Origin of the sequence: Streptomyces sp. NPDC019890 (genome assembly GCF_044903445.1) — a bacterium.
Classification (GTDB): Bacteria; Actinomycetota; Actinomycetes; order Streptomycetales; family Streptomycetaceae; genus Streptomyces.
Genome location: NZ_JBJDQK010000015.1, coordinates 114,126 through 139,405 on the forward strand (window position 1 = coordinate 114,126; position 25,280 = coordinate 139,405).

20 protein-coding genes are annotated in these 25,280 nt (G+C 70.0%); 4 read left to right on the forward strand and 16 right to left on the reverse strand.

What is annotated here, in order from left to right:
* Positions 1-83: 83 nt before the first annotated feature.
* From topA to ACI2LP_RS30655, 7 genes are all read right to left on the reverse strand, one after another.
* A complete protein-coding gene (gene topA, locus ACI2LP_RS30625) occupies positions 84-2,909 on the reverse strand; it encodes a type I DNA topoisomerase (RefSeq protein WP_404727779.1) in 2,826 nt (941 codons plus the stop codon).
* A 223-nt stretch (positions 2,910-3,132) separates the two neighbouring features.
* Positions 3,133-3,330, reverse strand: a complete 198-nt coding sequence (locus tag ACI2LP_RS30630; protein ID WP_404727780.1) for a hypothetical protein — start codon at positions 3,328-3,330, stop codon at positions 3,133-3,135.
* A 305-nt stretch (positions 3,331-3,635) separates the two neighbouring features.
* Complete coding sequence (locus ACI2LP_RS30635) at positions 3,636-5,153, reverse strand: methyltransferase (protein ID WP_404727781.1); 1,518 nt, start codon at positions 5,151-5,153, stop codon at positions 3,636-3,638.
* A gap of 133 nt (positions 5,154-5,286) precedes the next feature.
* Positions 5,287-5,964 carry a small secreted protein gene (locus tag ACI2LP_RS30640; RefSeq protein WP_404727782.1) on the reverse strand — a complete coding sequence of 226 codons (678 nt, stop codon included), beginning with the start codon at positions 5,962-5,964 and terminating at the stop codon, positions 5,287-5,289.
* Between the two features lie 187 nt (positions 5,965-6,151).
* Complete coding sequence (locus ACI2LP_RS30645; protein ID WP_404727783.1) at positions 6,152-8,557, reverse strand: sodium-translocating pyrophosphatase; 2,406 nt, start codon at positions 8,555-8,557, stop codon at positions 6,152-6,154.
* A 283-nt stretch (positions 8,558-8,840) separates the two neighbouring features.
* Positions 8,841-9,287: an ATP-binding protein gene (locus ACI2LP_RS30650; RefSeq protein WP_404727784.1), complete on the reverse strand. Its 447-nt coding sequence runs from the start codon at positions 9,285-9,287 to the stop codon at positions 8,841-8,843.
* A 91-nt stretch (positions 9,288-9,378) separates the two neighbouring features.
* Complete coding sequence (locus ACI2LP_RS30655; protein ID WP_215097290.1) at positions 9,379-9,732, reverse strand: STAS domain-containing protein; 354 nt, start codon at positions 9,730-9,732, stop codon at positions 9,379-9,381.
* A 78-nt stretch (positions 9,733-9,810) separates the two neighbouring features.
* Between ACI2LP_RS30655 and ACI2LP_RS30660 the strand changes: the two genes are divergently transcribed.
* Positions 9,811-12,357 carry a DEAD/DEAH box helicase gene (locus tag ACI2LP_RS30660; protein ID WP_404727785.1) on the forward strand — a complete coding sequence of 849 codons (2,547 nt, stop codon included), beginning with the start codon at positions 9,811-9,813 and terminating at the stop codon, positions 12,355-12,357.
* Between the two features lie 42 nt (positions 12,358-12,399).
* Here ACI2LP_RS30660 and ACI2LP_RS30665 read toward each other — a convergent pair whose 3' ends face one another.
* The 7 genes from ACI2LP_RS30665 to ssd all read right to left on the reverse strand — a co-directional run bounded on the left by ACI2LP_RS30665 (position 12,400) and on the right by ssd (position 17,353).
* The gene (locus ACI2LP_RS30665) at positions 12,400-12,825 is read right to left on the reverse strand and encodes an Rv3654c family TadE-like protein (RefSeq protein ID WP_404727786.1); all 426 of its coding nucleotides are present in this window, start codon (positions 12,823-12,825) and stop codon (positions 12,400-12,402) included.
* A complete protein-coding gene (locus tag ACI2LP_RS30670) occupies positions 12,822-13,202 on the reverse strand; it encodes a TadE family type IV pilus minor pilin (RefSeq protein ID WP_404727787.1) in 381 nt (126 codons plus the stop codon). Before ACI2LP_RS30670 ends, ACI2LP_RS30665 begins: the two co-directional genes overlap by 4 nt.
* Positions 13,203-13,239: 37 nt before the next feature.
* Entirely contained in the window at positions 13,240-13,425 is a 186-nt protein-coding gene (locus tag ACI2LP_RS30675) for a DUF4244 domain-containing protein (RefSeq protein ID WP_404727800.1), read from the reverse strand.
* 67 nt (positions 13,426-13,492) lie between these two features.
* Entirely contained in the window at positions 13,493-14,263 is a 771-nt protein-coding gene (locus tag ACI2LP_RS30680; protein ID WP_404727788.1) for a type II secretion system F family protein, read from the reverse strand.
* Entirely contained in the window at positions 14,260-15,108 is an 849-nt protein-coding gene (locus tag ACI2LP_RS30685; RefSeq protein ID WP_404727789.1) for a type II secretion system F family protein, read from the reverse strand. The genes ACI2LP_RS30680 and ACI2LP_RS30685 overlap by 4 nt, the downstream gene beginning before the upstream one ends.
* The gene (locus tag ACI2LP_RS30690) at positions 15,108-16,256 is read right to left on the reverse strand and encodes a TadA family conjugal transfer-associated ATPase (protein WP_404727790.1); all 1,149 of its coding nucleotides are present in this window, start codon (positions 16,254-16,256) and stop codon (positions 15,108-15,110) included. Before ACI2LP_RS30690 ends, ACI2LP_RS30685 begins: the two co-directional genes overlap by 1 nt.
* The gene (ssd, locus tag ACI2LP_RS30695) at positions 16,253-17,353 is read right to left on the reverse strand and encodes a septum site-determining protein Ssd (RefSeq protein WP_404727791.1); all 1,101 of its coding nucleotides are present in this window, start codon (positions 17,351-17,353) and stop codon (positions 16,253-16,255) included. Before ssd ends, ACI2LP_RS30690 begins: the two co-directional genes overlap by 4 nt.
* A 479-nt stretch (positions 17,354-17,832) precedes the next feature.
* Here ssd and ACI2LP_RS30700 point away from each other — a divergent pair, with 479 nt between their 5' ends.
* Positions 17,833-18,708 carry an HAD family hydrolase gene (locus tag ACI2LP_RS30700; protein ID WP_404727792.1) on the forward strand — a complete coding sequence of 292 codons (876 nt, stop codon included), beginning with the start codon at positions 17,833-17,835 and terminating at the stop codon, positions 18,706-18,708.
* A gap of 357 nt (positions 18,709-19,065) precedes the next feature.
* Here ACI2LP_RS30700 and ACI2LP_RS30705 read toward each other — a convergent pair whose 3' ends face one another.
* Positions 19,066-19,896: an oxidoreductase gene (locus ACI2LP_RS30705; RefSeq protein ID WP_404727793.1), complete on the reverse strand. Its 831-nt coding sequence runs from the start codon at positions 19,894-19,896 to the stop codon at positions 19,066-19,068.
* 102 nt (positions 19,897-19,998) lie between these two features.
* Between ACI2LP_RS30705 and ACI2LP_RS30710 the strand changes: the two genes are divergently transcribed.
* Positions 19,999-20,994: an ATP-binding protein gene (locus ACI2LP_RS30710; protein ID WP_404727794.1), complete on the forward strand. Its 996-nt coding sequence runs from the start codon at positions 19,999-20,001 to the stop codon at positions 20,992-20,994.
* On the opposite strand, the gene ACI2LP_RS30715 is transcribed toward ACI2LP_RS30710, so the two are convergent.
* A complete protein-coding gene (locus ACI2LP_RS30715) occupies positions 20,972-22,240 on the reverse strand; it encodes a hypothetical protein (RefSeq protein WP_404727795.1) in 1,269 nt (422 codons plus the stop codon). The genes ACI2LP_RS30710 and ACI2LP_RS30715 overlap by 23 nt on opposite strands.
* A 302-nt stretch (positions 22,241-22,542) precedes the next feature.
* Here ACI2LP_RS30715 and ACI2LP_RS30720 point away from each other — a divergent pair, with 302 nt between their 5' ends.
* Entirely contained in the window at positions 22,543-24,984 is a 2,442-nt protein-coding gene (locus ACI2LP_RS30720; protein ID WP_404727796.1) for a bifunctional SulP family inorganic anion transporter/carbonic anhydrase, read from the forward strand.
* The last annotated feature ends 296 nt before the right edge of the window (positions 24,985-25,280 follow it).

Genomic DNA, 25,280 nt, shown 5'->3' on the forward strand with positions numbered 1-25,280 from the left:
ACGGGCGCTTTGCGCGGAGGGTGCGAAAGCTCCCCCGCACAGAGCGCCCGTACGGAATCCGACCACTCGTCCTGCCGCTGGTCCTACTCGTCGTCCGCCGGAGCCGTCGAGGCCTTCGCCGACGCGGCCGTCTTCTTCGCCGCGGCCGCCGTTGTCTTCTTCGCGACGGTCTTCTTGGCCACCGTCTTCTTGGCTGCGGTCTTCTTCGCAGGCGCCTTCTTGGCCGGGGCCTTCTTCGCCGTCTTCTTCTTGGCGGGCCCCTTGGCGCGCTTCTCGGCGAGCAGCTCGTAGCCGCGCTCCGGCGTGATGTCCTCGACACTGTCGCCCGTGCGCAGCGTCGCGTTCGTCTCGCCGTCGGTGACGTACGGACCGAAGCGCCCGTCCTTGACCACCACAGGACGCTCGCTGACCGGGTCGGTACCCAGCTCCTTCAGCGGCGGCTTGGCGGCGGCCCGCCCGCGCTGCTTCGGCTGCGCGTAGATCGCGAGAGCCTCTTCCAGCGTGATGTTGAAGAGCTGGTCCTCGGTCTCCAGCGAGCGCGAGTCCGTGCCCTTCTTCAGATACGGGCCGTACCGGCCGTTCTGCGCGGTGATCTCGACGCCTTCGGCGTCCTTGCCCACCACACGCGGCAGGGACATCAGCTTCAGCGCGTCCTCGAGCGTGACCGTGTCCAGCGACATCGACTTGAAGAGCGAGGCCGTCCGCGGCTTGACCGCGTTCTTGCCGGTCTTCGGGGTTCCCTCGGGCAGCACCTCGGTCACATACGGGCCGTACCGGCCGTCCCGCGCGATGATCTGGTGCCCGGTGACCGGGTCCGCACCCAGCTCGAAGTCGCCGCTCGGCTTGGCCAGCAGCTCCTCCGCGTACTCCACGGTGAGCTCGTCCGGAGCGAGGTCGTCCGGGACGTCCGCGCGCTGGTGGCCCTCCGCGTCCTTCTCGCCGCGCTCGATGTACGGGCCGTACCGGCCGACGCGCAGCACGATCCCCTCGCCGACCGGGAAGCTGGAGATCTCCCGGGCGTCGATCGCGCCGAGGTCCGTCACCAGCTCCTTGAGGCCACCGAGGTGGTCCCCGTCGCCGTTGCCCGCGCCGGACGCGGCGCCCGAGTCGTCGCCCTCGCCGAAGTAGAAGCGCTTCAGCCACGGCACGGCCTGCGCCTCGCCCCGCGCGATGCGGTCGAGGTCGTCCTCCATCCTCGCGGTGAAGTCGTAGTCGACGAGTCGGCCGAAGTGCTTCTCCAGCAGGTTGACCACGGCAAAGCTCAGGAAGGAGGGCACGAGCGCCGTCCCCTTCTTGAAGACATAGCCGCGGTCGAGGATGGTGCCGATGATCGACGCGTAGGTCGACGGGCGGCCGATCTCGCGCTCTTCCAGCTCCTTGACCAGCGAGGCCTCGGTGTAGCGGGCCGGCGGCTTGGTCGCGTGGCCGTCGACCGAGATCTCCTCGGCGGACAGGGCGTCGCCCTCGGCGACCTGCGGAAGACGGCGCTCGCGGTCGTCGAGCTCGGCGTTCGGGTCGTCGGCACCCTCCACGTACGCCTTCATGAAGCCGTGGAAGGTGATCGTCTTGCCGGACGCGGAGAACTCGGCGTCGCGGCCGTCGCTCGCCCGGCCGCCGATCTTCACGGTCACCGAGTTTCCGACCGCGTCCTTCATCTGGGACGCGACGGTCCGCTTCCAGATCAGCTCGTAGAGCTTGAACTGGTCGCCGGTCAGACCCGTCTCGGCGGGCGTGCGGAAACGGTCGCCCGAGGGGCGAATCGCCTCGTGCGCCTCCTGCGCGTTCTTGACCTTCCCGGCGTACGTGCGCGGCTTGTCCGGCAGGTAGTTGGCGCCGTACAGCTGCGTGACCTGCGCCCGGGCGGCCTGGATCGCGGTGTCGGAGAGCGTCGTGGAGTCCGTACGCATGTAGGTGATGAAGCCGTTCTCGTACAGCTTCTGCGCCACCTGCATGGTGGCCTTGGCCCCGAAGCCCAGCTTGCGGGAGGCCTCCTGCTGCAGCGTGGTCGTACGGAAAGGTGCGTACGGAGAGCGACGGTACGGCTTCGACTCGACCGAGCGGACCGCGAACGAGGCGTTTTCGAGTGCGGCGGCGAGCGCGCGGGCGTTCGCCTCGTCCAGGTGCAGGACCTGGCCGGACTTCAGCCGGCCGTCCGAGCCGAAGTCGCGGCCCTGGGCGACGCGCTGTCCGTCGACCGTGTTCAGGCGGGCCGTGAAGAGGGAGGGGTCGGACGCGTCACCGGCGCGGCCGGTGGAGAACGTGCCGGTCAGGTCCCAGTACTCGGCGGAGCGGAAGGCGATGCGCTCGCGCTCACGCTCGACGACGAGCCGGGTCGCGACGGACTGCACACGGCCGGCGGACAACCGCGGCATGACCTTCTTCCACAGGACCGGCGAGACCTCGTAGCCGTAGAGGCGGTCGAGGATACGGCGGGTTTCCTGGGCGTCGACCATGCGCTTGTTGAGCTCGCGCGGGTTGGCGACGGCGTCGCGGATCGCTTCCTTGGTGATCTCGTGGAAGACCATCCGGTGGACCGGGACCTTGGGCTTCAGCACCTCGAGGAGGTGCCAGGCGATGGCCTCGCCCTCGCGGTCCTCATCGGTGGCGAGGAAGAGCTCGTCGGACTGGGCGAGCTGCTCCTTGAGCTTCCTGACCTGGGCCTTCTTGTCGGCGTTGACGACATAGATCGGCTGGAAGTCATTCTCGACGTCGACACCGAGGCGGCGCACCTCGCCGGTGTACTTCTCGGGCACCTCGGCGGCGCCGTTCGGGAGGTCGCGGATGTGCCCGACGCTTGCCTCGACGACATAGCCGGGGCCGAGGTAGCCCTTGATCGTCTTCGCCTTGGCAGGCGACTCGACGATCACGAGTCGGCGGCCGCCCTGTGCGGTCTCGCTGGTCGGGGACAACTTCGCTCTTCTCTCCGGTCGACGCTCGGTGCGCGCCCACGGCGGTGCGGCACTGGGTGCGGCACTGCTGTGACGCTGCTGTCGCTGCGGAGTGTGACGGTACAACCCGCCCCCGTGTCAAACGGCAAAAGCCCGCAACGGCCACTCGAACGGTAACCCGACTCCGGCCATTCCTGCCGCCCGGACCGGCACGAAGACGCCTCGGAGCCCAGATGCCCCCAGATCAGACGCGGCCGAAACACCAGAGGCCGAGGGCGAAGGAGACGGCACCGAAGAGTGTCGCGAGGGCGACGGCCGTGGCGGGACTCACTCCGTGCGCGACCGGTGCGCGGTGCCGAAGGCGCATTCCCGTCCACAGCAGCAGCCCGGCCCCGAACAGCGTGAACGCCGTCCCGGCGAAGATCGCTGGCCCGCTCTCCATGCCCGTACCCGGTCCTTCCCTGATGCCGAGGTGCCCGCAGGCCGAGGCTGGCACCTCCGGGCGTCATGGATGCGAATTCCGGGTGAACGCCGGACGGGTTCACCCGCCCGGTGGCGGTACCGGGTGAACCGGACCGGACCGGAGGCCGCCGCTCCCCTTCTTGCTGCGACTTTTCCGGGGCTCGTTGTGGATGTTGGCCGGTTTCACCTCATGGGGCATCGGCTCGAACTACGCCTCCACTTCACGCCGCCAACTCGGCGGCGGTCCGGGACGGTTCCGGTCCGCGGCACCGGCCTCGCATCGTCCTAGCCGACCGGAGCGGCGGGTTCCAGGAAGCCCTCCCCGATCAGCAGCCGCAGCGCCTGCGGCGTACGGTCGCGCAGGACCACCGGGTCCTCGTCGAGCAACTGGGCGATCGCGTCCAGAATCCGCCCCGCGCTCAGCGACCCGTCGCACACACCTGCGAAGCCCGCGCCGACCGTGTCCACCTTGGTGGCCCGGCGCATGCCGCGGTTCTGACGCAGCACCACATGCTCCGGGTCCTCCGCGCCGGGCAGCCCGACCTGCTCCTGCACGACCTCCGCCACAAGCGTGAAGTGCCCGGCAAGCAGGGCCGCGTCATCGTGCGCCCGCAGATAGTCCTGCCGGGCGAAGTGCGCCCGTACGCTCTCGCCGAGCGGCTGCTCGACGGGGTGCGGCCACTCCTCGACGACGATCGACGGGTCCTCGGAACCGGACTTCCTCAGCGTGATCCAGCCGAAGCCGACAGCCTTGGTCTTACGGGCCTCGAACTCATCCAGCCATGCGTCGTACCGCGCGGCGTACTGGGCGGGGTCGCCGCGGTGGTCACCGCTGTCGCGCAGCCACAGCTCGGCGTACTGCGTCACGTCCTGCACCTCGCGCTGCACGATCCAGGCGTCACAGCCGCGCGGCACCCAGGAGCGCAGCCGCTCCTGCCACTCCTCCCCCTCCACGTGCTGCCAATTGGCCAGGAACTGGGCGTATCCCCCGTCGTTCAGCCTGTCCCCCGCCTGCTGGACGAGCGAGCGGCACAGATCGTCGCCGCCCATCCCGCCGTCCCGGTAGGTCAGCCGGGCACCGGGAGAGATCACGAACGGCGGGTTCGACACGATCAGGTCGTACCTGTCCTTGCCGACCGGCTCGAAGAGCGAGCCCTCGCGCAGATCGGCCTCGGGCGCCCCCGAGAGCGCGAGCGTGAGCCGGGTGAAGTGCAGGGCGCGCGGGTTCAGATCGGTGGCCGTGACCCGGATGGCGTGCTGCGAGGCGTGCAGCGCCTGGAGGCCGGAGCCGGTGCCCAGGTCGAGCGCGGAGGCGACCGGCGTACGCACGGTGATGCCGGCGAGCGTGGTGGAGGCACCGCCCACGCCGAGGACGACCTCTTCGCCCTGGCCGCTCGCACCGCCCGCGCCACCGACCGCACAGCCGAGGTCGGAGACGATGAACCAGTCCTGGCCCTCGGGACCGCCGTACGGACGCACATCCACCGTGGCCCGTACGTCGTCGCCGTCCCGCACCACCCAGCCGTCGGCCAGGCACTCCTCGAGCGGCAGCGCGGCCCGTGCCCGCTCGTACGCAACGGGTCGCTGGAGCAGAAACAGCCGTACGAGCGTGTCGAGCACGCCGTCCGCGCGGGTGGCGCGCAGGGCGGGCACCGTCTCGCTGCGGGCGAGGGCGGCATAGGCGGGCGCGCCGAGCAGGTCGAGCAGTCCGTCGGCGGTGAAGGCGGCGGCAATGAGGGCTTCACGCAGCCGGGGCGAGTGGTCGGGCGAAGGAAGGCCTGGGGCAGGGCTGGTCGTACTCACCTGCCCATTGTGGCGGCCGCCACTGACAAACGCCGCACCGCCGACGGCAAACGCCGCGCCCTCGAAACGGCAAACGCCGCCCCGCCGATGCCCGCCGCTCGGCCTGCTTGCCGCTACTGCCCGCTACCGCCCGCTACTGCCCGCTGGACGAGGACGCGGAGGTCTTCGCCGAAGGCTTCCCGGACGGGTTCTGGGACGCCGATCCGGCCGGTTTCACCGGGGCGGACGGGGTCGCCGACGCGGACGAGCCGGCGCCGGGGCTGGAGACCTTCGCCGTCTGGCAGCCGGGCTGCTTCGCCATCGCCTTGCCCAGCGCGCCGGACTGCAGCTTCTTCAGCGCGTCCTGGTCCATCGTCTCGATCTTCTTCAGACCGTCGGCAACGCCCTGCAGCCCGTCCGCGAACTTCTGCTGGTCCTTGGCGTCGAGCCCGTCGACCTGCTTCTTCAGATTGAGGTAGGCCGTGGCGGTGGCGATGAGTTCCTTGACCGCGTCCTGCTGGAGCTTTTCGCCGTTGTCGACGGGCGGGGTACCGGCGGCGCTCACGGCGGCGGCGAGCGCCTTGTCCGCGTCGGCGATGTCCTGGAAGGCCTTCGAGTCGGCGCCCTGGATGTCGGCCGGCTTGCCGTCCGCCGCAGTCGAGATGATCGTCTGCTGGGCGTTTGCCCTCTTCTGGATCTGCGGCTGTGCCTGGTCGCAGACCTTCTTGGCCCAGGCATTCACCTTGCTGTCACCGTCGTCGCTGCTGCAGCCGGACAGCGCCAGTACCAGTACCGCACCGCCGGACAGTGCGGCCGCAAGCTTCTTGTTCACCGGATTGGTCCCTTCCAAGGCTCTCGGCCCCGGAACATACACGCCAAGTGGGCGACATCCGCATGTCGTGTGTCCCATTTATCAGCTATTAAAGCCATTTGCACCAAGGGAGACAAGGCTCACGACCACACGCCGACGGGCGGTCGGCACGTCAATACGCGCCGCCCGCCCGCCTGTTGAGCAGGTGTTACGAAACCACCGCTGGATCAGGGGACTTAGCGCTCCGCTCCGCATGGTTGTCTTCGTCACCCATGGCGATGCCGCGCCGCTTGGAGATGTACACGGCGCCGGTGATGACGAGGATGGCGAGGACCGCCACCAGCGCCCGCACTCCGGCACTCGAGTCGTCCCCGTAGCTGAACTGGATGACCGCGGGCGCGATCAGCAGCGCCACCAGGTTCATCACCTTCAGCAGCGGGTTGATGGCCGGGCCCGCGGTGTCCTTGAACGGGTCGCCGACGGTGTCGCCGATGACGGTCGCGGCGTGGGCCTCGCTGCCCTTGCCGCCGTGGTGGCCGTCCTCGACCAGCTTCTTGGCGTTGTCCCACGCACCACCGGAGTTGGCGAGGAAGACGGCCATCAGCGTGCCGGTGCCGATCGCGCCCGCGAGGAAGGAGCCGAGGGCTCCCACGCCGAGCGAGAAACCGACCGCGATCGGGGTCAGCACGGCGAGCAGACCCGGTGTGGCCAGCTCACGCAGCGCGTCCTTGGTGCAGATGTCGACGACGCGCCCGTACTCCGGCTTCTCGGTGTAGTCCATGATCCCGGGGTGCTCGCGGAACTGCCGCCGCACCTCGTAGACCACCGCACCCGCCGAGCGGGAAACCGCACTGATCGCCAGCCCGGAGAACAGGAAGACGACCGCGGCGCCGAGGATCAGGCCAACAAGGTTGTTGGGCTGCGAGATGTCCATCACGAGGTTCATCGGGGCGCCGTCGCCGACCTTCTCGCCGACGTCCCGGGCCGCGCCGGCGATGGCATCGCGGTACGAACCGAAGAGCGCCGAAGCTGCCAGTACGGCCGTTGCGATGGCGATTCCCTTGGTGATCGCCTTGGTGGTGTTGCCGACGGCGTCGAGGTCGGTGAGCACCTGCGCGCCCGCGCCCGTGACGTCGCCCGACATCTCGGCGATTCCCTGGGCGTTGTCGGAAACGGGTCCGAAGGTGTCCATGGCGACGATGACGCCGACCGTGGTGAGCAGACCGGTGCCGGCCAGCGCGACCGCGAAGAGGGCGAGCATGATCGACGTACCGCCGAGCAGGAACGCCCCGTACACAGCCAGGCCGATCAACAGCGCGGTGTAGACGGCGGATTCGAGGCCGATGGAGATGCCGGCCAGCACGACCGTCGCGGGCCCGGTCAGCGAGGACTTGCCGATGTCGCGTACGGGACGCCGGTTGGTCTCGGTGAAGTACCCGGTCAACTGCTGGATCAGGGCCGCGAGCACGATGCCGATGGCAACGGCGACGAGCGCCAGGACCCTCGGGTCTCCGCCGTGGAGACGGATCGCGGCCTCGGTGACGCCGTCCAACTTGGCGTACGAGGACGGCAGATAGATGAAGACCGCCGCGGCGACCAGGGCGAGCGAGATCAGTGCGGAGATGAAGAATCCGCGGTTGATGGCCGTCATTCCGCTGCGGTCGGCGCGCCGCGGGGCGACCGCGAAGATACCGATCATCGCGGTGACCACGCCGATCGCCGGGACGATCAGCGGGAAGGCGAGCCCGGCGTCGCCGAATGCCGCCTTGCCGAGAATGAGCGCCGCGACGAGCGTCACGGCGTACGACTCGAAGAGGTCGGCAGCCATGCCCGCACAGTCACCGACGTTGTCGCCGACGTTGTCGGCGATGGTCGCGGCGTTGCGCGGGTCGTCCTCGGGGATGCCCTGCTCGACCTTGCCGACGAGGTCGGCGCCGACGTCGGCGGCCTTGGTGAAGATGCCACCGCCGACACGCATGAACATCGCGATCAGCGCGGCGCCGAGGCCGAAGCCCTCGAGCACCTTGGGGGCGTCGGCCGCGTAGACGAGAACCACGCAGGAGGCACCGAGCAGGCCGAGGCCCACCGTGAACATGCCGACCACGCCTCCCGTCCGGAAAGCGATCTTCATGGCCTTGTGCGAGACGGCCGTCAGATCCTTTTCCGGCTCGCCCTCCGCCGGGGTTGCTTCACGCGCGGCGGCTGCCACGCGCACATTTGCTCGTACGGCAAGACGCATGCCGATGTATCCGGTGGCGGCCGAGAAAAGCGCACCCACCAGGAAGAACACCGACCGTCCGCCGCGCTGTGACCAGTCGTCCGCGGGAAGAAGCATCAGCAGGAAGAACACCACGACGGCGAAAACGCCAAGGGTGCGCAACTGCCGTGCCAGATAGGCATTCGCTCCCTCCTGCACCGCTGCCGCGATCTTCTTCATGGAATCGGTGCCCTCGCCCGCCGCGAGCACTTGGCGCACCAGCAGCTGCGCGACGATCAGCGCCGCCACCGCGACGGCGGCGATGACGATCACGATGAGCCGATTGTCGTCCGTGAGTACTGCGGCTGCGAGAGAAGTGGGGTGGTCGATCAGTTCTGGGTTGAAGAGCCCCGCCATTCGTCCTCCTTGACGCTCAGAGCTCAAGATGTGGACGGATTGTAGGTAGCGGAACCTGATCAAAACAGAGCGCGACAAACGGAATTGACCTTCACTTGCTACTCAGCAAATGATCGGGTTCCGAAACTCGCCCCGAAAGAGGTAATGGGGCAAAAGCATTGACGTTCGATAAATGATCTAGAGAAAAGGAAAGAGGCCCTGCTCAGCAGGGCCTCATCCAAGTGGGGCTGACTGGAGACGATCAACGGACCGGTGTCCCGTGCCCGTTGTCGATCACCAGAAATCAGGGCTCAACGGCGACGGGTGTCGTCGGCCAACTCATCCGGATCACGCCACCCTCCTCCGTGGAGCTGACCTCCACGTCGTCGACGAGGCCGCTGATGACCGCGAGGCCCATCTCGTCCTCGTCCTCGGACTCCACGTCCGGTTCCGTGCCGCCACGTCCGTCGGAGGCCGCAGAGGACCCTTCGGCGCCCGCTGCAGGGACCTCGTCCACGACCTCGATGGAGAAGGTCTTCTCCTCCTCGGTCAGCACGACCCTCACCGGGGCTGTGATGCCATGGCTGCGGTGCAGCCCGACCGCACGGCTGCACGCCTCCCCGACCGCGAGACGGACCTCGTCGAGCACTGCCTCGTCGACCCCGGCCCGGCGAGCCACGGCAGCGGCCACCAGACGGGCGGTCCTGACATGCTCAGGCTGAGCACTGAAGCGGAGTTCAACGGTGGCCATGCAATCCCCCTCAGACGTACGGGCGTGCATCTCAGGGGCCCGGGCTGGATGCCCGGTGCCCCTCACTTCTTCCGGCAGTCTCCGGCAACCGTCAGTCGGTGGCCGCGACAGCCTCCTCGACCGTGGTGTGGATGGGGAACACCTTGGTCAGACCTGTGATCCGGAAGATCTTGAGAATGCGCTCCTGGTTGCAGACCAGGCGCAGCGAACCTTCGTGCGCGCGCACGCGCTTCAGGCCGCCCACGAGGACGCCAAGGCCGGTGGAGTCGAGGAAGTCCACGCCCTCCATGTCGACAACCAGGTGGTAGTTGCCGTCGTTCACCAACTCGACCAACTGCTCGCGCAGCTTGGGCGCGGTATACACATCAATCTCGCCACCGACCTCGACGACCGTACGGTCGCCACCAGGGCCGGACACATTGCGAGTCGACAGGGACAGGTCCACGGATCCTCCAGCACCTTGCTATCGAGCGGCCGCCCTTCAGGTCTCCCCGACGGAGTCGGAGGACGGTCGCCAGCCGCGATGGCATTCAATCACTTACCAGCAGCCATGCACGACGCCTTGAGACCATTGTCCGCTACGCCAGTGACACACTCGGTGCCGATGGCCAAGACACACCGTCCCAGACGACCTACCGAGAACGGGGGCAACCGCCCCTCCCCCGGTACGGTCCTCGACCGGCTCACCGCAGGTGCGAGCCGGGCTACGCGCATCACCCATACGGAGCACTTGCCCCCGAGACCGGGTCGCCATGCAGTCTGGCCCGACCGCATCCGCCCGGAAGTGATCAACGCCATTCAGCGGGCGGGGATCGACCACCCCTGGGTCCACCAGGCGGCCGCCGCCGAGCACGCCCTGGACGGCGAGTCCGTCGTGATCGCCACCGGAACCGCGTCGGGCAAGTCCCTCGCCTATCTCGCGCCCGTACTCACCACCCTCCTCGACGGAGCCGAGGCCCCGAACGGTCGAGGCGCGACCGCCCTCTACCTCGCCCCGACCAAGGCACTCGCCGCCGATCAGTGCCGCGCCGTGAAAGAGCTCGCCGCGCCGCTCGGCAACCGCGTCCGCCCCGCGGTCTACGACGGCGACACGCCCGTCGAGGAACGCGAATGGGTCCGGCAGTACGCCACGTACGTCCTCACCAATCCGGACATGCTGCACCGCGGAATACTTCCCTCACACCCCCGCTGGTCCTCCTTCCTGCGCGCCCTGCGCTATGTCGTCATCGACGAGTGCCACACCTACCGGGGCGTCTTCGGCTCCCATGTCGCCCAGGTGCTGCGCCGCCTTCGCCGCCTGTGCGCCCGCTACGGTGCGAACCCCGTCTTCCTCCTCGCCTCCGCCACCGCCGCGGAACCCGCCCTGGCCGCCGGCCGGCTCACCGGCCTGCCCGTCCACGAGGTCGCCGACGACGCCTCGCCCCGCGGCGAGCTTGTCTTCGCCCTCTGGGAGCCACCGCTCACGGAGCTGCACGGCGAGAAGGGCGCCCCCGTTCGCCGCACCGCCACCGCAGAGGCAGCCGACCTCCTCACCGACCTGACCGTGCAGGGCGTCCGCAGCGTCGCCTTCGTACGCTCCCGGCGCGGCGCGGAACTCATCTCCGTGATCGCGAAGGAACGCCTGGCGGAGGTGGACCGGTCGCTGCCGGCCCGGGTCGCCGCCTACCGGGGCGGTTACCTCCCGGAGGAGCGCCGCGCCCTGGAGCGGGCGCTGCACTCCGGCGAGCTGCTCGGTCTGGCCGCCACCACCGCCCTGGAGCTCGGCGTGGACGTCTCGGGCCTCGATGCCGTCGTCATAGCCGGCTACCCCGGGACACGGGCGTCCCTGTGGCAGCAGGCGGGCCGCGCGGGCCGGTCAGGACAGGGAGCCCTGGCCGTCCTCGTCGCCCGTGACGACCCGCTGGACACCTTCCTCGTACACCATCCCGAGGCGCTGTTCCAGCAGCCCGTGGAGTCCACGGTCCTCGACCCGGACAACCCCTACGTCCTCGCCCCCCATCTGTGCGCTGCCGCGGCCGAAATTCCACTCACGGAGGCCGACCTGGAGCTCTTCGGCCCGGCGGCCGTCGAGCTGATGCCCCAGCTGGAGGCCGCCAAGCTGCTCCGGCGCCGGGCGTCCGGCTGGCACTGGACGCGCCGGGAGCGGGCGGCCGACCTCACCGACATCCGGGGCGAGGGCGGTCGCCCCGTCCAGGTCGTCGAGGCCGCGACCGGCCGGCTGCTGGGCACGGTCGACGAGTCGGCCGCCCACACCGCGGTCCACGACGGTGCCGTCCACCTCCACCAGGGCCGTACGTACCTGGTGCAGCATCTGGACCTGGAGGACTCCGTCGCCCTCGTCGAGGAGGCCAACCCGCCGTATTCGACCACCGCCCGCGACACCACCTCCATCTCCGTACTCGAAACCGACACCGAGATCCCGTGGGGCGACGGACGCCTCTGCTACGGCTCCGTCGAGGTCACCAACCAGGTCGTCTCCTTCCTGCGCCGCAAACTCATCACCGGTGAGGTGCTCGGCGAGACCAGACTCGATCTGCCGCCGCGCACCCTGCGCACCCGGGCCGTGTGGTGGACGGTCACCGAGGACCAGCTGGACGCCGCCCGGGTGGGCCCGGAGCAGCTGGGCGGCGCCCTGCACGCCGCCGAGCACGCGTCCATCGGGATGCTCCCGCTCTTCGCCACCTGCGACCGCTGGGACATCGGCGGGGTCTCCGTGCCGCTTCACCCGGACACGCTGCTGCCGACGGTCTTCGTGTACGACGGCCATCCGGGTGGCGCGGGCTTCGCCGAACGGGCCTTCCACACCGCTCGCGAGTGGCTCACCGCCACCCGTGAGGCGATCGCCTCCTGCGAGTGCGAGGCGGGCTGCCCGTCCTGCATCCAGTCGCCCAAATGCGGCAACGGCAACGACCCGCTGCACAAGCGCGGCGCCGTCCGTCTCCTCACGGAACTGCTGCGCGGAGCCCCGGGGGACCCGCCCGGGGAGGCTCCGGGGGATCCGAGCGAGCTTTCCGGAGAACCCGAGCGACCCGAGCGGGGTTCAGGGGCCCCGCGAGGCCCGTCCAGCTAGCTCCCCGGACGGGTGGGGGCCAGGAGGGGCCCGGGAGCCGGCCTACGGCGGCCCAGGGAGCCGAGGGGGACGAGGGGGGCCTGGGTGACCGGGAGCCCCGTCCACGAGCTGACCGTGGCGCACAGGGAGCCCCGGGGGCCCCGCCCGCGACCTGACCGTCGGGGCGTACGGGCCGAAGCGGGCCTGCGCCGTGACCTCGGCGATCTCTCCCCGCACCGCGCACCGCACCACCGCCGCGCCCTGTGCCCGGGCCACCTCGGCCGCCTTCGCGCAGGCGGTGGCCGTCCCCCGCAGGGCGTTGTCGGCTGCGGCCAGCACCGCCAGGTCGGCGGCGGAGCCGGCCCGGTGGCGGGCGACCACCGCCTGCCCCATGGCCAGGACGACGGCGAACACGGTACAGAACACGGTCACCGCCATGGCCACCCATACGGTCGCCGACCCACGGTCCCGCTCACGATCCCGGTTCATGGTTCCACCGCTTGGGTGCTGTGAGCGGCCGTGTCCGGCTGTCCCACGGTGTCCTCGGCGAGAGCCGCCGCCTCCGCGCTGAGCGTCAACGCCAGCGCGCCGGGTCCTGGGGCGTCCGCCTCGACGCGCACCCGCCACAGGTCCCCCGACCGCCCCAGCGTGACCCGGGCACCGCCAGGGGCCGCTGATCGGCCGGCGGCCAGGGCGGCAGCCTGTGGCTCGGATCTGGCCGCGGCCCGCGCCCCTGCCCTCGCCGCGTCCACGCACTGAATCTGGGCCGAGGCCGCCATCAGCGCCCAGACCAGGGCCATGGCGAAGACCACCAGGGCCGGCACCGCGACGGCCGCCTCCGCCGTCACGGCCCCCCGGTCACTCACAGCCTCACGCCCCTCCGCCCGTGCCTCCTCCGGTAGGTCAGAACTGCGCATTGAGCGCCTTCCCGATCACCGACTGGAGCGCCCCCGAGACGGCCCCGCTGGTGACGACCTTGTACAGAACCGCGGCGAAGGCGCACGCGGCGATCGTCCCCATCGCGTACTCGGACGTGGTCATCCCCGAGTCCCTGCGCATCAAGTCCCTGCGCGTCGAGCTCTTCCGCATCCAGCGCGCCAGTCCGCGCAGCCGTCCCCGTACTGAATTCCACATGCCAACCCCCAATAGATCTCGTTCAGTTGCCGTTCAGCAGTCCGTCGGCCAGGCCGATCACAACCGGGGCCACCCCGACCGCCAGGAAGGCGGGCAGGAAGCACAGCCCCACCGGAGCGGTGATCAGGACCTGCGCCTTGCGGCCCCGGGCATCTGCCGCACGCGCCCGGTCCGCCCGGAAGCGCTCCGCCAGCCGCGACACCGGCTCCGCAGCCGGCGCCCCCGTGGAGTCGGCCCGCTCCAGACAGCGGGCCAGCGCCGCCGCGCCCGGTATCCGCCCGAACCACCCCCAGGCCCGTGCCGGCTCACCTCCGAGCCGCAACTCGGCCGCCACCCGCGCAAGCCGCTCGCCGACCGGCCCGCCCAGCGAGTCCCCAACCGCCTCCGCCGCCTCCCGCGGACCGGCTCCGGCCGAGATGCAGGCCGCCAGAAGGTCGGCGGCGAGCGGGAGTTGACGGCCCGCGTGCCGGTCCACGGCTTCGGCGGCAGGCTTACGTCTTTGCTGCCAGCGCCGCACGCCATACGCCCCGCCGAGCCCGACCGCGCAGCCGATCAGACCTCCCACCAGGACGTAACCGGTGACCACAGCTCCCAGCGGCCCCGCCCAACTCCGCGCCCACACCCGGTACTCCGGCCGCCACCGCGGCCGTGCGCGCTGCATGGCCATGAGTGCCTCGATCCGCCTGCGCGCCTGGCGCTCCCGCTGTCGCGCCGCGACAGTGAAGACCAGGCAGGCCATCGCAGCCAGCACGAACACCACTGCCCCCAGCCTGTGGACGGCGTCCCCGGTCATGCCTCCGCCCCCTGCCCGACGATCCGCCCTGCCCAGCACAGACCCGCGGCCTCCAGCAGCCCGCCGATCACCAGACATGCCAGCCCGGCCGCGGTGTGAAACAGCACCTTCAGCGGTTCGGCGCCCAACGCCGAGCCCATCGCCAGGCCGGCCAGCGGAAGCAGCGCCAGCAGCCGGATCGTTGACCGCGCACCCTCCAACTGGGACCGCAGATCCTCCCGTTGATCCCGTTCCGCCCGCAGGGCCGCCTCCAGCCGGTCGAGCCCGGCGGCCAGGCCCGCCCCGCTGTCCACGGCCACCTGCCAGCAGGCCGAGACTCCGGCGAGCCCGTCCGCGCCCGGCTCCCGCGCCGCCTCCCGCAGCGCCTGGGGCACATCGCCCCCGAACCTCGCCGCGGCCAGCACCGCGGATTCCGCACCGCTCAGCGCTCCAGTGGATCTGGCGGCGAACAGCAGCGCCTGCCCGGGCTGCATCCCCGCCCGCAGCTCACCGGCGACCGCGCCGCACAAGGCGATCACCCCCTCGGCCCGCCGCTCCTGCTCCCGCTTGCCCTCCCGGGCCCTCAGCTGCCGCCTCACCAGCGGCACCGCAGCCACCCCCGTGATCAGCGGCAACATCGACTCCCCCAGTAGGGCGAGGACGAGGGCCACCGGCAGGCACAGCCACTCCCGCCGGAGCCTGACCACGGGCAGCATCCGCTCCCACGACCACCGCGGAGGGATCTGCATGGCGCCGCCGCCCGCAAGCAGCAGCTGCGCCCGCTTGACCCCCCGGTCCCGCCCGACCGTCAGCCATGCCGCGGCCCCCGCGCACACCGCGGCCGCGTACACCGGCTCTGCGGCCATCACAGAGCACCTCCGATCAGCGGCCGCAGCCGCTCCCAGCCCCGCTCGTGCGCAAAGGCCTCCGCGCCCCACCGCAGTGCGGGCACGGTCACCACCAGGCCCGCCGCGTCCCGCTCCAGCACATGCACCTCGGCGATCCGCCGCTGCCCGCCCCGGTCCCGGACGAGATGGATCACCACCGAGAGGGCGGCCGCCAACTGGCTGTGCAACGCCACCCGGTCGAGCCCCGCCGCCGTCCCGAGCGCCTCCAGACGCGCCGGCACATCCGCCGCCGCATTGGCGTGCACAGTCCCGCAGCCGCCCTCGTGACCGGTGTTCAAAGCGGCCAGGAGCTCAGTCACCTCGGCTCCTCGCACCTCCCCCACCACCAGCCGGTCGGGCCGCATTCGCAACGCCTGCCGCACCAGATCCCGCAGCGTTACCCGGCCGGCGCCCTCCTGATTCGCCGTACGCGACTCCAGGCGGACCACATGCCTGTGCTCGGGTCTGAGCTCCGCCGAATCCTCGGCCAGCACGATCCGCTCGCGCTCCCCCACAAGCCCCAGCAGGCTCGAGAGCAAGGTTGTCTTGCCTGATCCCGTGCCACCGCTGATGAGGAAGGACAGCCGCGCCTCGATCAGCGCCCGCAGTACGCGGTCGCCGCCCGGCGGCACCGTCCCCGCCGCGACGAGCTCCTCCACAGAGAACGCCCTGGGCCGCACCACTCGCAGCGACAGACAGGTCGACCCGACCGCGACCGGCGGGATCACGGCATGCATCCGCGTCCCGTCGGGCAGCCGGGCATCCACCCATGGCCGGGCGTCGTCCAGCCGCCGTTCCGCAACCGCCGCGAGTCGCTGCGCCAGCCTGCGCACCGACGCCGCGTCCGCGAAGGTGACCTCAGTGAGCTCGAGCCCTCGGCCCCGGTCCACCCACACCCGGTCGGGCGCGGACACCAGGACGTCCGTCACGGACGGATCTGCCAGCAGCGGCTCCAGCGGCCCCGTCCCCACGAGCTCGCAGCGCAACTTCTCGGTGCCGCCGAGCACTTCGGCGTCCCCAAGCAGCCGCCCCTGCGCCCGCAACGCGGCCGCCACCCTGGCCGGCGTGGGCTCGCCGCCGCTCTCCGCGAGCCGCTGTCGTACGGCATCCAGCAGTCCGGTGGTCATGAGACCCCGCCCCCGGCCAGCGCCCGCTCCCAGAAGGCGGTGCAGAACCTGGCCAGTGGCCCGCGCGCCCCGCCCGGCGGGGTGCCGCCGTCCTGTGCGATCAACAGCCCTGCTTCCGCCGGCAGTTCGCCGGCCAGCGGAAGTCCCAGGGCGTCCGCGACCCACTGCTCGTCCAGCCCCGCCGCGAACGGCCCGCGCACAACCACGCGCAGGTCCTGGAGCACCATGCCCACCGTCGAAGCCACCCGGTTCGCCGCGGCGACCGCCCGCAGCTCGCCAGGGACCACAAGCAGCCCCAGATCCAGCTGAGCCAGCGCCTCGGCCACGCCCTCGTCGACCCGGCGCGGCAGATCCACGACCACCACCCCGCCGCGTCTGCGTGCCGCGGCGAGCACCGACCGCATCGCCTCCGGCGGGATGACCACCGAGTCGCCGCGGTCCCAGCTGAGCAACCGCAACGCATGCAGCTCGGGCAGCGACTCCTCCAGCGCCCCACCCGCGACACGGCCCTTGGAAGCGGCGAAATCAGGCCATCGTCTGCCTTCCGCTTGCTCCCCGCCGAGCAGCACATCGAGCCCGCCGCCGAGCGGGTCGCCGTCGACGAGCATGGTGCGGCGACCGCCTCGGGCCGCTGTCACCGCCAGCGCGCAGGCCAGCGTCGATGCCCCCGCCCCGCCCCGGCCGCCGATCACCCCTACGGTCAGCGCCGACCGCCCGACCCCCTCGACCACATCGGCGATCCGATCGACGAGCCAGCCCTCCGCATCGGGCAGCCGCAGCACGCAGTCGGCTCCGATCTCCACCGCCCGGCGCCAGACATCCGGGTCGTCCTGGTCGCGCCCGACCAGCAGCACGCCGCGTCGGCGGGTGGCCCCGCGGCAGCGCGCGGCCGCATCGTCGCCGACAAGGACCAGCGGCGCGCCCTCCCAGCTCCCCCTCTGCTCCGGAACCGAGTGATGGACGTCCGGCTCGGCTCCCGCGGCGGCGCACAACCTCAGCAGATCGTCGAGCAGTTCCATGTCTTCGGTGACGATCAGCGGCCCGTCCCGACGCCCTTCGACGACCGGCGGCCGCTGCGATGTGATAGATCCAGCCACGATCTCCACCCCCTACTTACTTCGATCTCGCTTGGTTGTGAGATCTGCGATTCCCGCGGTCCGCGAACTACGCGGGTGGAATCACCGTGCAGGGCAACGGAAAATGGTGTGGATCTTGCTGAAAAACTGTGGACAACTCGCCAGTTGTGAATATCTCCGTAGCTCATACCGGTGACTCCCAGGAGCAGCCCTTCCGCTACGCTCAGTGACGAGGCAGAGTAATGGGAGGCCGCCCGCAGCACAGCCCGCACGAAGGGAGAACGATCACGATGGATCACCGCACAGAGGCGAAAAGGTGCCCGGACATGCGACGACCCCCGCCGGGGGGGAGAGCGGGGGTCGTCTCTCCGGCCGACTCGGGGGGGGAGGAGCCGGACCGGGTTAGCACGGTCGCGAACGATCCGTGACTTCCATGGTGTACCCGAGAGCCTTCTCAGGCAAACCCACACGCCCGAGCGTACGCCGAATGGCGGGCACCTATGCTCAGGCTCGTGGAAAACCACTCCTTGCCGCGCACAGCCGCCTTCTTTGACCTGGACAAGACGGTCATTGCGAAGTCTTCGACGCTGACCTTCAGCAAGTCCTTCTACCAAGGCGGGCTGATCAACCGGCGCGCCGTACTGCGGACCGCCTATGCCCAGTTCGTTTTTCTCGCGGGCGGTGCCGACCACGACCAGATGGAGCGGATGCGTGAGTACCTCTCATCGCTCTGCAAGGGCTGGAACGTCCAGCAGGTCAAGGAGATCGTCGCCGAGACGCTCCATGACCTGATCGACCCGATCATCTACGACGAGGCCGCATCCCTCATCGAGGAGCACCACACCGCCGGCCGTGACGTCGTCATCGTCTCCACCTCGGGCGCCGAGGTCGTCGAGCCCATCGGCGAGCTCCTGGGAGCGGACCGGGTGGTGGCCACCCGCATGGTGGTCGGCGAGGACGGCTGCTTCACGGGGGAGGTGGAGTACTACGCATACGGGCCGACCAAGGCGGAAGCGATCAAGGAGCTCGCTGCCTCCGAGGGGTACGACCTGGATCGCTGCTACGCCTACAGCGACTCCGCCACCGATGTCCCGATGCTCGCGTCCGTCGGACATCCGCACGCCGTGAATCCGGACCGCGCGCTGCGCCGTGAGGCGACCGCTCGCGATTGGCCGATTCTCGTCTTCAACCGGCCGGTCCGGCTGAAGCAGCGGCTGCCCGCGTTCTCGATGCCGCCCCGTCCGGCCCTCGTCGCGATGGCAGCCGTGGGCGCCGCAGCGGCCACGGCCGGGCTCGTCTGGTACGCCAGCCGCCGCCGCAGCGCCGCAGCTCAGGCCGCAGCGGCGGTCACGGGCAGCCATTTCGCCCGAATTTGAACCTAATTTGAACCTAAAAGTAAAGAAGTGCAGCCGGGCCTTCCGCTTGTCCTCTCTCAGGAGTAGAAAGGACTCAACGGCCCGCGAGACCAAGGACATCCGAAAGGATCACCTTTAACGCATGAAGGCCCCACGGACCGAAGCATGAAAATGGAGCACCCACGCGACGTCGACCCGTCGATTACGGGCCAGCCGCACCAGGTGACGGGCAGAGTTCCCGACCTGATGGGCAAATATTCGAGGACGCATGGTAACTCCGTGGACATGCCAGCGGCGGTACCAATTCCGGTACCGCCGCAACCCTGTTCAGGGAAAGTTCCGCCGGGAACGGTCAAGTAGCCCCGCGGCCGGGAACAGTCACGCAGCCCCGCGCTGAAGTGCCTCGCAGACCGCTGTCGACTCCCTCACGCCGAGTTCCACAGCGCGCCCGCAGTGGGCGATCCAGGCGGCCATGCCGTCCGGAGTCCCCGACAGATACCCGTCGAAGGCCGCCAGATACGCCGCCCGGCCCTGCTCCGCATGCCCGACCTCCGCCGGGCAGATCGACTTCGGGTCCAGCCCGCTGCCGATCAGGACAATGCGCTCGGCCGCCCGAGCGACGAGCCCGTTGTAGGAGCCGAAGGGGCGCAGCGCCAGCAGCTCGCCATGGACGACGGCCGCCACCACCAGGGCGGGTGCGGAGCTGCCCGCGATGATCAGCTCGGCGAGTCCGTCCAGCCGGCCGGTGACCTCGCTCGCGTCCGGCAGCGGGGCCTCGATCAGCGGCTCCTCGACCGCTTCGCCCGCCAGCCGCGGCCTGCCCACCGTTTCGTCGTCGGCGGCGCCGCTCGCGGCGACCAGATGCAGCCGGGCCAGCACCCGAAGCGGCGACTGCCGCCAGATGGAGAGGAGTTGACCGGCCTCGGCAGTCAGCCGCAGCGCCGCGCCGACCGTACGCGCCTCGGGCTCGACACCGAAGTCGGTGCGCCTGCGGACCTCCTCCAGCGCCCAGTCCGCGCCGGACAGTGCGGCGGACCCACGCGCTCCGCGCAGCGCCGCCTCGGAGGTGATCTCGTTGCTGCGGCGTCGCATGACCCGGTGGCCGTAGACCCGGTCGACCGCTTTGCGTACGGAGTCCACGGACTCGGCGACACCCGGAAGGGAGCCGAGAGTGGCCAGAGGGTCGACCGACGAGGCATTCGTACTCATAAGTAGCGAGGCTACGCGCCCACGGCGCGCGCCCCACCTTGGAGTGGTCTTCCTCACGCAACTTGAACACACCATGCGATTGATCCACTACCCTAGGTGAACATGAAGATCGCTTTCGTAGGGAAGGGCGGCAGCGGGAAGACCACGCTGTCCTCGCTCTTCATCCGCCACCTGGCCGCCAATGAAGCCCCCGTCGTCGCGGTGGACGCCGACATCAACCAGCATCTGGGGGCCGCGCTCGGTCTCGGCGAGGCGGAGGCCGCCGCGCTGCCCGCGATGGGCGCGCATCTGCCGCTGATCAAGGAATATCTGCGGGGCTCCAACCCTCGAATCGCCTCCGCCGAGACAATGATCAAGACGACACCGCCGGGCGAGGGCTCTCGGCTGCTGCGCGTCCTCGAGGACAACCCCGTCTATGAGGCCTGCGCCCGCACCGTCCGCCTCGACGACGGGGACATCCGGCTGATGGCCACCGGCCCGTTCACCGAATCCGACCTCGGGGTGTCCTGCTACCACTCGAAGGTCGGCGCGGTGGAGCTCTGCCTCAACCACCTTGTAGACGGCCCGGACGAGTATGTCGTCGTCGACATGACCGCCGGGTCGGACTCGTTCGCCTCCGGGATGTTCACCCGCTTCGACATGACGTTCCTGGTGGCCGAGCCGACCCGCAAGGGCGTGTCCGTGTACCGCCAGTACCAGGAGTACGCACGGGACTTCGGTGTCGCGCTGAAGGTCGTCGGAAACAAGGTGCAGGGACCGGACGACATCGACTTCCTGCGCGCGGAGGTGGGCGACGATCTGCTCGTCACCGTCGGCCACTCCGACTGGGTGCGGGCGATGGAGAAGGGCCGGCCGCTGCACTTCGAGCAGTTGGAGGCAGAGAACCGCATGTCGCTCCAGGCCCTGCAGAACGCCGCGGAGGACTCCTACGAGCACCGCGACTGGGAACGCTACACACGCCAGATGGTGCATTTCCATCTGAAGAACGCGGAGAGCTGGGGGAACGCGAAGACGGGCGCCGACCTTGCCGCGCAGGTCGACCCCGCCTTCGTGCTCGCGGAGCGGATGTCGGACGTCAGTGCTGCCCAGCCCGCCTGACGGCGGGTGAGGCGGCCGGAGCCGCCGGCTGGGCGGCGAGGAAGGCCGCCCAGCCGCCCTTCGGGGCCTGGCCGACCTCGAGCGTGCGCATCTTCGCCAGGACCTGCGGGTCCTGGGCGTCCAGCCAGTCGGCGAGCTGACGGAAGGACACGCACTTCACGTCGCGCTTCACACAGACCGTCGCGATCGTCTCCTCGATGGCGCGCATATATGTGCCGCCGTTCCAGGACTCGAAGTGGTTGCCGATGATCAGCGGGGCCCGGTTGCCCTTGTAGGCGCGGTCGAAGGCCTGCACCAGGCCGTTGCGCATCTGGTCGCCCCAGTACTCGCGCTGCGAGGGGTCGCCCTTGACCGTCCCGGACTGGTTGACCATGAAGTTGTAGTCCATGGACAGCGTCTCGAAGGAGCGGCCCGGCACCGGGACCAACTGCATCGACAGGTCCCACAGGCCCAGTTCCTTCTTGGGCCAGACCTGATCATTGATGCCGCTGGTGTCGTAGCGGAAGCCCAACTGGCTTGCGGCACGCAGGAAGTTGGGGCGACCTTCCAGGCAGGGGGTGCGGCCGCCGATGAGTTCCTTGTCGTAGTCGAAGGGCAGCGGCTGCTCGGACTCGAGGCCCGCGTTCGACTTCCAGTTCTTCACAAAGGACTTGGCCTGGCGGATCTCGCTCAACCACTCGGCCACGGACCACCGGCCGACCCCGCCGTCCTTGCCGCAGAAGTGGCCGTTGAAGTGGGTACCCACCTCGTTGCCCTCCTGCCAGGCGCCGCGCAGCTCACGCACGGTGTCCTTGATCCCCTGCGTGTCGTTGAAGCCGATGTCCGAGCGCCCGGCCGAGTGCTGGGGCGGGAGATAGAGGCCGGCCTTCGCCTCCGGGAGCAGATAGACGCCACTGAGGAAGTAGGTCATCGTCGCGTCGTACTTCTTGGCGACCTTGCGAAAGCGCGAAAAGAGCTTCTGGCTGTCCTCGCCGGCCCCGTCCCAGGAGAACACGACGAACTGCGGTGGCTGCTGACCGGGCTTCAGACGCTCCGGCTTGGGCAGGCCCGGCTGGACGCCGGTGAACGCGGTGGATCCGTCGCCGATGAGGCGTACCGCGCTCTTGGGGGCCGCGGCAGGCTTCTTCACTGCGGGGGCGCCCTTGTTGACGGTGGTCGAGCCGGTGGCACCGGAACAGCCGGCGAGTCCTGCGGTCAGCGCCGTGGCGACTGCGCCGACGGCGATCCTCCTCGTAGCGGCCTTCATCCGCCCACCCTCTTTCCTGTGCCTATACGCCAATAGGCCGGTATGCCTGTACGACGCATTGCCTACAGCGCCGACAAACTCGCATCGGGACGCCTAGGGGGAGGGGGTGACGAGCCGCATTCAAATCATTAATCACCAGAACGGGTGAAAAGCTGCCCCATTTGCCCGGAAAATCATGCCTCAGTCTTTACTCTGCATTACGATCCATTTACCGAGAGTTGAAGATCCCGCCGCTGCACGCCGTGACCCACGGCCGCGTCCCCACATTCCGCGACCGCGCTGCCCCGGAGGAGACGGGAAACATGTCCGCCTGCGTCCCCACTCGCACCGACGACCCATCTCGTAAAACCCCCAAGTCCCGGAAGTCCCGAAAGAACGGCAAGTCCCGCCAAGCCCCCACGAGCGGCGAGGCCGGCGCCTCCCGCAGGTTCCGTCCGTCCCTAGCGTTTCTCGCCGCGCGCTTCCAGCGTCCGCACAGCCCGCCACCGACCGGCGAAGGCGGCCCCCGCCGCTTCCGCATCGCGGGCGCCGATCTGACCGCCTCGATCGCCGTCTTCCTGATCGCGCTGCCGCTCTCCCTCGGCATCGCACTCGCCACCGGCGCACCACTCCAGGCCGGGCTGGTGGCCGCCGCCGTCGGCGGCATCGTCGGCGGCCGGTTCGGCGGTTCGCCGCTTCAGGTCAGCGGTCCCGCCGCCGGGCTGACCGTCGTCACCGCCGATCTGATCCAGCAGTACGGCTGGCGCACCACCTGCGCCATCACCGTCCTCGCCGGACTGGCCCAACTCGGCCTGTCCGCACTGCGGGTGGCGCGCTCGGCTCTCGCCGTCAGCCCCGCGATCGTGCACGGCATGCTGGCCGGCATCGGCGCCACGATCGCCCTGGCACAACTCCATATCGTGCTCGGCGGCACCCCGCAGAGCTCCGCCATCGACAACGTCCGTTCACTTCCCGCCCAGTTGGCCGATCTCCAACCGGCCGCGCTCATGGCCAGCGCGCTGACCATTGCCGTGCTGCTGCTGTGGCCGCGGATTCCCGGGCGCGCGGGGCGGATCGTACGAAGGCTCCCGGCCGCTCTCGCCGCCGTGGCGGGCGCGACCGTGTTCGCCGCGGTCGCCGGGCTGCGCCTGCCGCGCGTCGATCTGCCGTCGTGGAGCAACCACGCCCTGCCCGTGCTGCCCGACGGGCCGGTGCTCGGCATCCTCGCCGCCGTCCTCACCATCACCCTGGTGGGGAGCGTGGAGTCACTGCTGTCGGCGGTCGCCGTCGACAAACTGGTGGCTGCCCGCAAGGAGCCGGACGTCCGGCTTCCGCGCGCCCGGCTCGACCGGGAGCTGGCCGGGCAGGGGGCGGCGAATGTCGTGTCCGGTGCCCTCGGCGGGCTGCCCGTCACCGGGGTCGCCGTCCGCAGCGCCGCCAACGTGTCCGCGGGCGGGGTGAGCCGTCACGCCACGATGCTGCACGGCCTGTGGATCGCGATCGCGGCACTGCTGCTGGTGCCCGTGCTCGATCTGATCCCGTTGGGCGCCCTGGCCGCGCTGGTGATGGTCGTCGGCGTACAGATGGTCAACATCACCCACCTGCGGACCGTGAAGCGGAATCGCGAACTGCTGGTGTACGCGGTGACGCTGACCTCGGTCGTCGTCACCGGCGTGCTGGAGGGAGTGATGATCGGGATCGCGGTGGCGGTCGCGGTCGCTCTGCACCGGCTGACCAGGACCCGGATCACGGTGAACGAGCAGGAGGGGGTCCACCGGGTGCGGGCGCGCGGCCAGTTGACCTTCCTTGCGGTGCCGCGGCTGAGCCGGACGCTCGCTCAGGTGCCTCACGGGACGGACTGTGTCGTCGAGCTGGACGGATCGTTCATGGACCATGCCGCATACGAGGCGCTGCACGACTGGCAGGCCTCGCACCTCGCGCAGGGCGGAACGGTGGAGTTCACCGGCCGGGCCGGGAGCCGGATCAGCGAGCCCGCCTCGGAGGCGCACGGTTGCTGCCGCCCCTGGACTCCGTGGCGCAACCACCGTTGCGGCGAGCGCCCCCGGCGCACCACCGGGCATCAACTGGCCAGTGGGCTCAGCTCCTTCCAGCGCAATACGGCCCCGCTGGTACGGGACGAGCTGGCGCGGCTGGCGCGCGAGGGGCAGCGGCCCTCGCAGCTCTTCCTCACCTGTGCCGACTCCCGCCTGGTCACCAGCATGATCACGGCAAGCGGACCGGGCGATCTGTTCACCGTACGGAATGTGGGCAATCTGGTGCCCCTGCCCGGTGCGGAGAGCGGCGACGACTCGGTGGCGGCCGCGATCGAGTACGCCGTCGATGTGCTGGAGGTCGACTCCATCACCATCTGCGGGCACTCCGGCTGCGGCGCTATGCAGGCCCTGCTGAACGGTCCGTCGGGGGATGCGCAGACGCCCCTGCGGCGCTGGCTGCGACACGGACTGGCGAGCCTGGACCGAATGAGGAGCCCGCACCGCTCCTGGGCGAGGATCTCCGGGCGGCTGCCCACCGATGCGGTGGAGCAGCTGTGTCTGACCAATGTGATCCAGCAGTTGGAGCATCTGCGGGCCCATGAAGCGGTGGCCCGGCGGCTCGCCGAGGGCACGCTGGAGCTGCACGGCATGTACTTCCATGTCGGCGAGGCTCAGGCCTATCTGCTCGCGAGCAGTTGCGAGCATGAGATCGACGTGGTCTTCGACCGCGTCGCACCTGCTCCTTCGGCCCTGGAGAAGTCGCGCGCCTGAACCGGCAACCCGCCGCGCACGTGAGAACGTATGGCCCCTCCTTCCCACCGCCCGGGGAGGAGGGGCCACTCATGGAACCCAATAGGTCTAAACCAATTTCCGGAAGACTCTTGTCACCCGGCCGTCTGGCTGATGAGCTATGGCCTGGGACACATAGGCACATAGGACGCCCTGGGAAAGGGAGATGTCGTGAGCAACGAGAGCCTGGCCAACCTGCTCAAGGAAGAACGGCGGTTCGCACCGCCGGCCGAGCTGGCCGCGCACGCCAACGTGACGGCGGAGGCGTACGAGCAGGC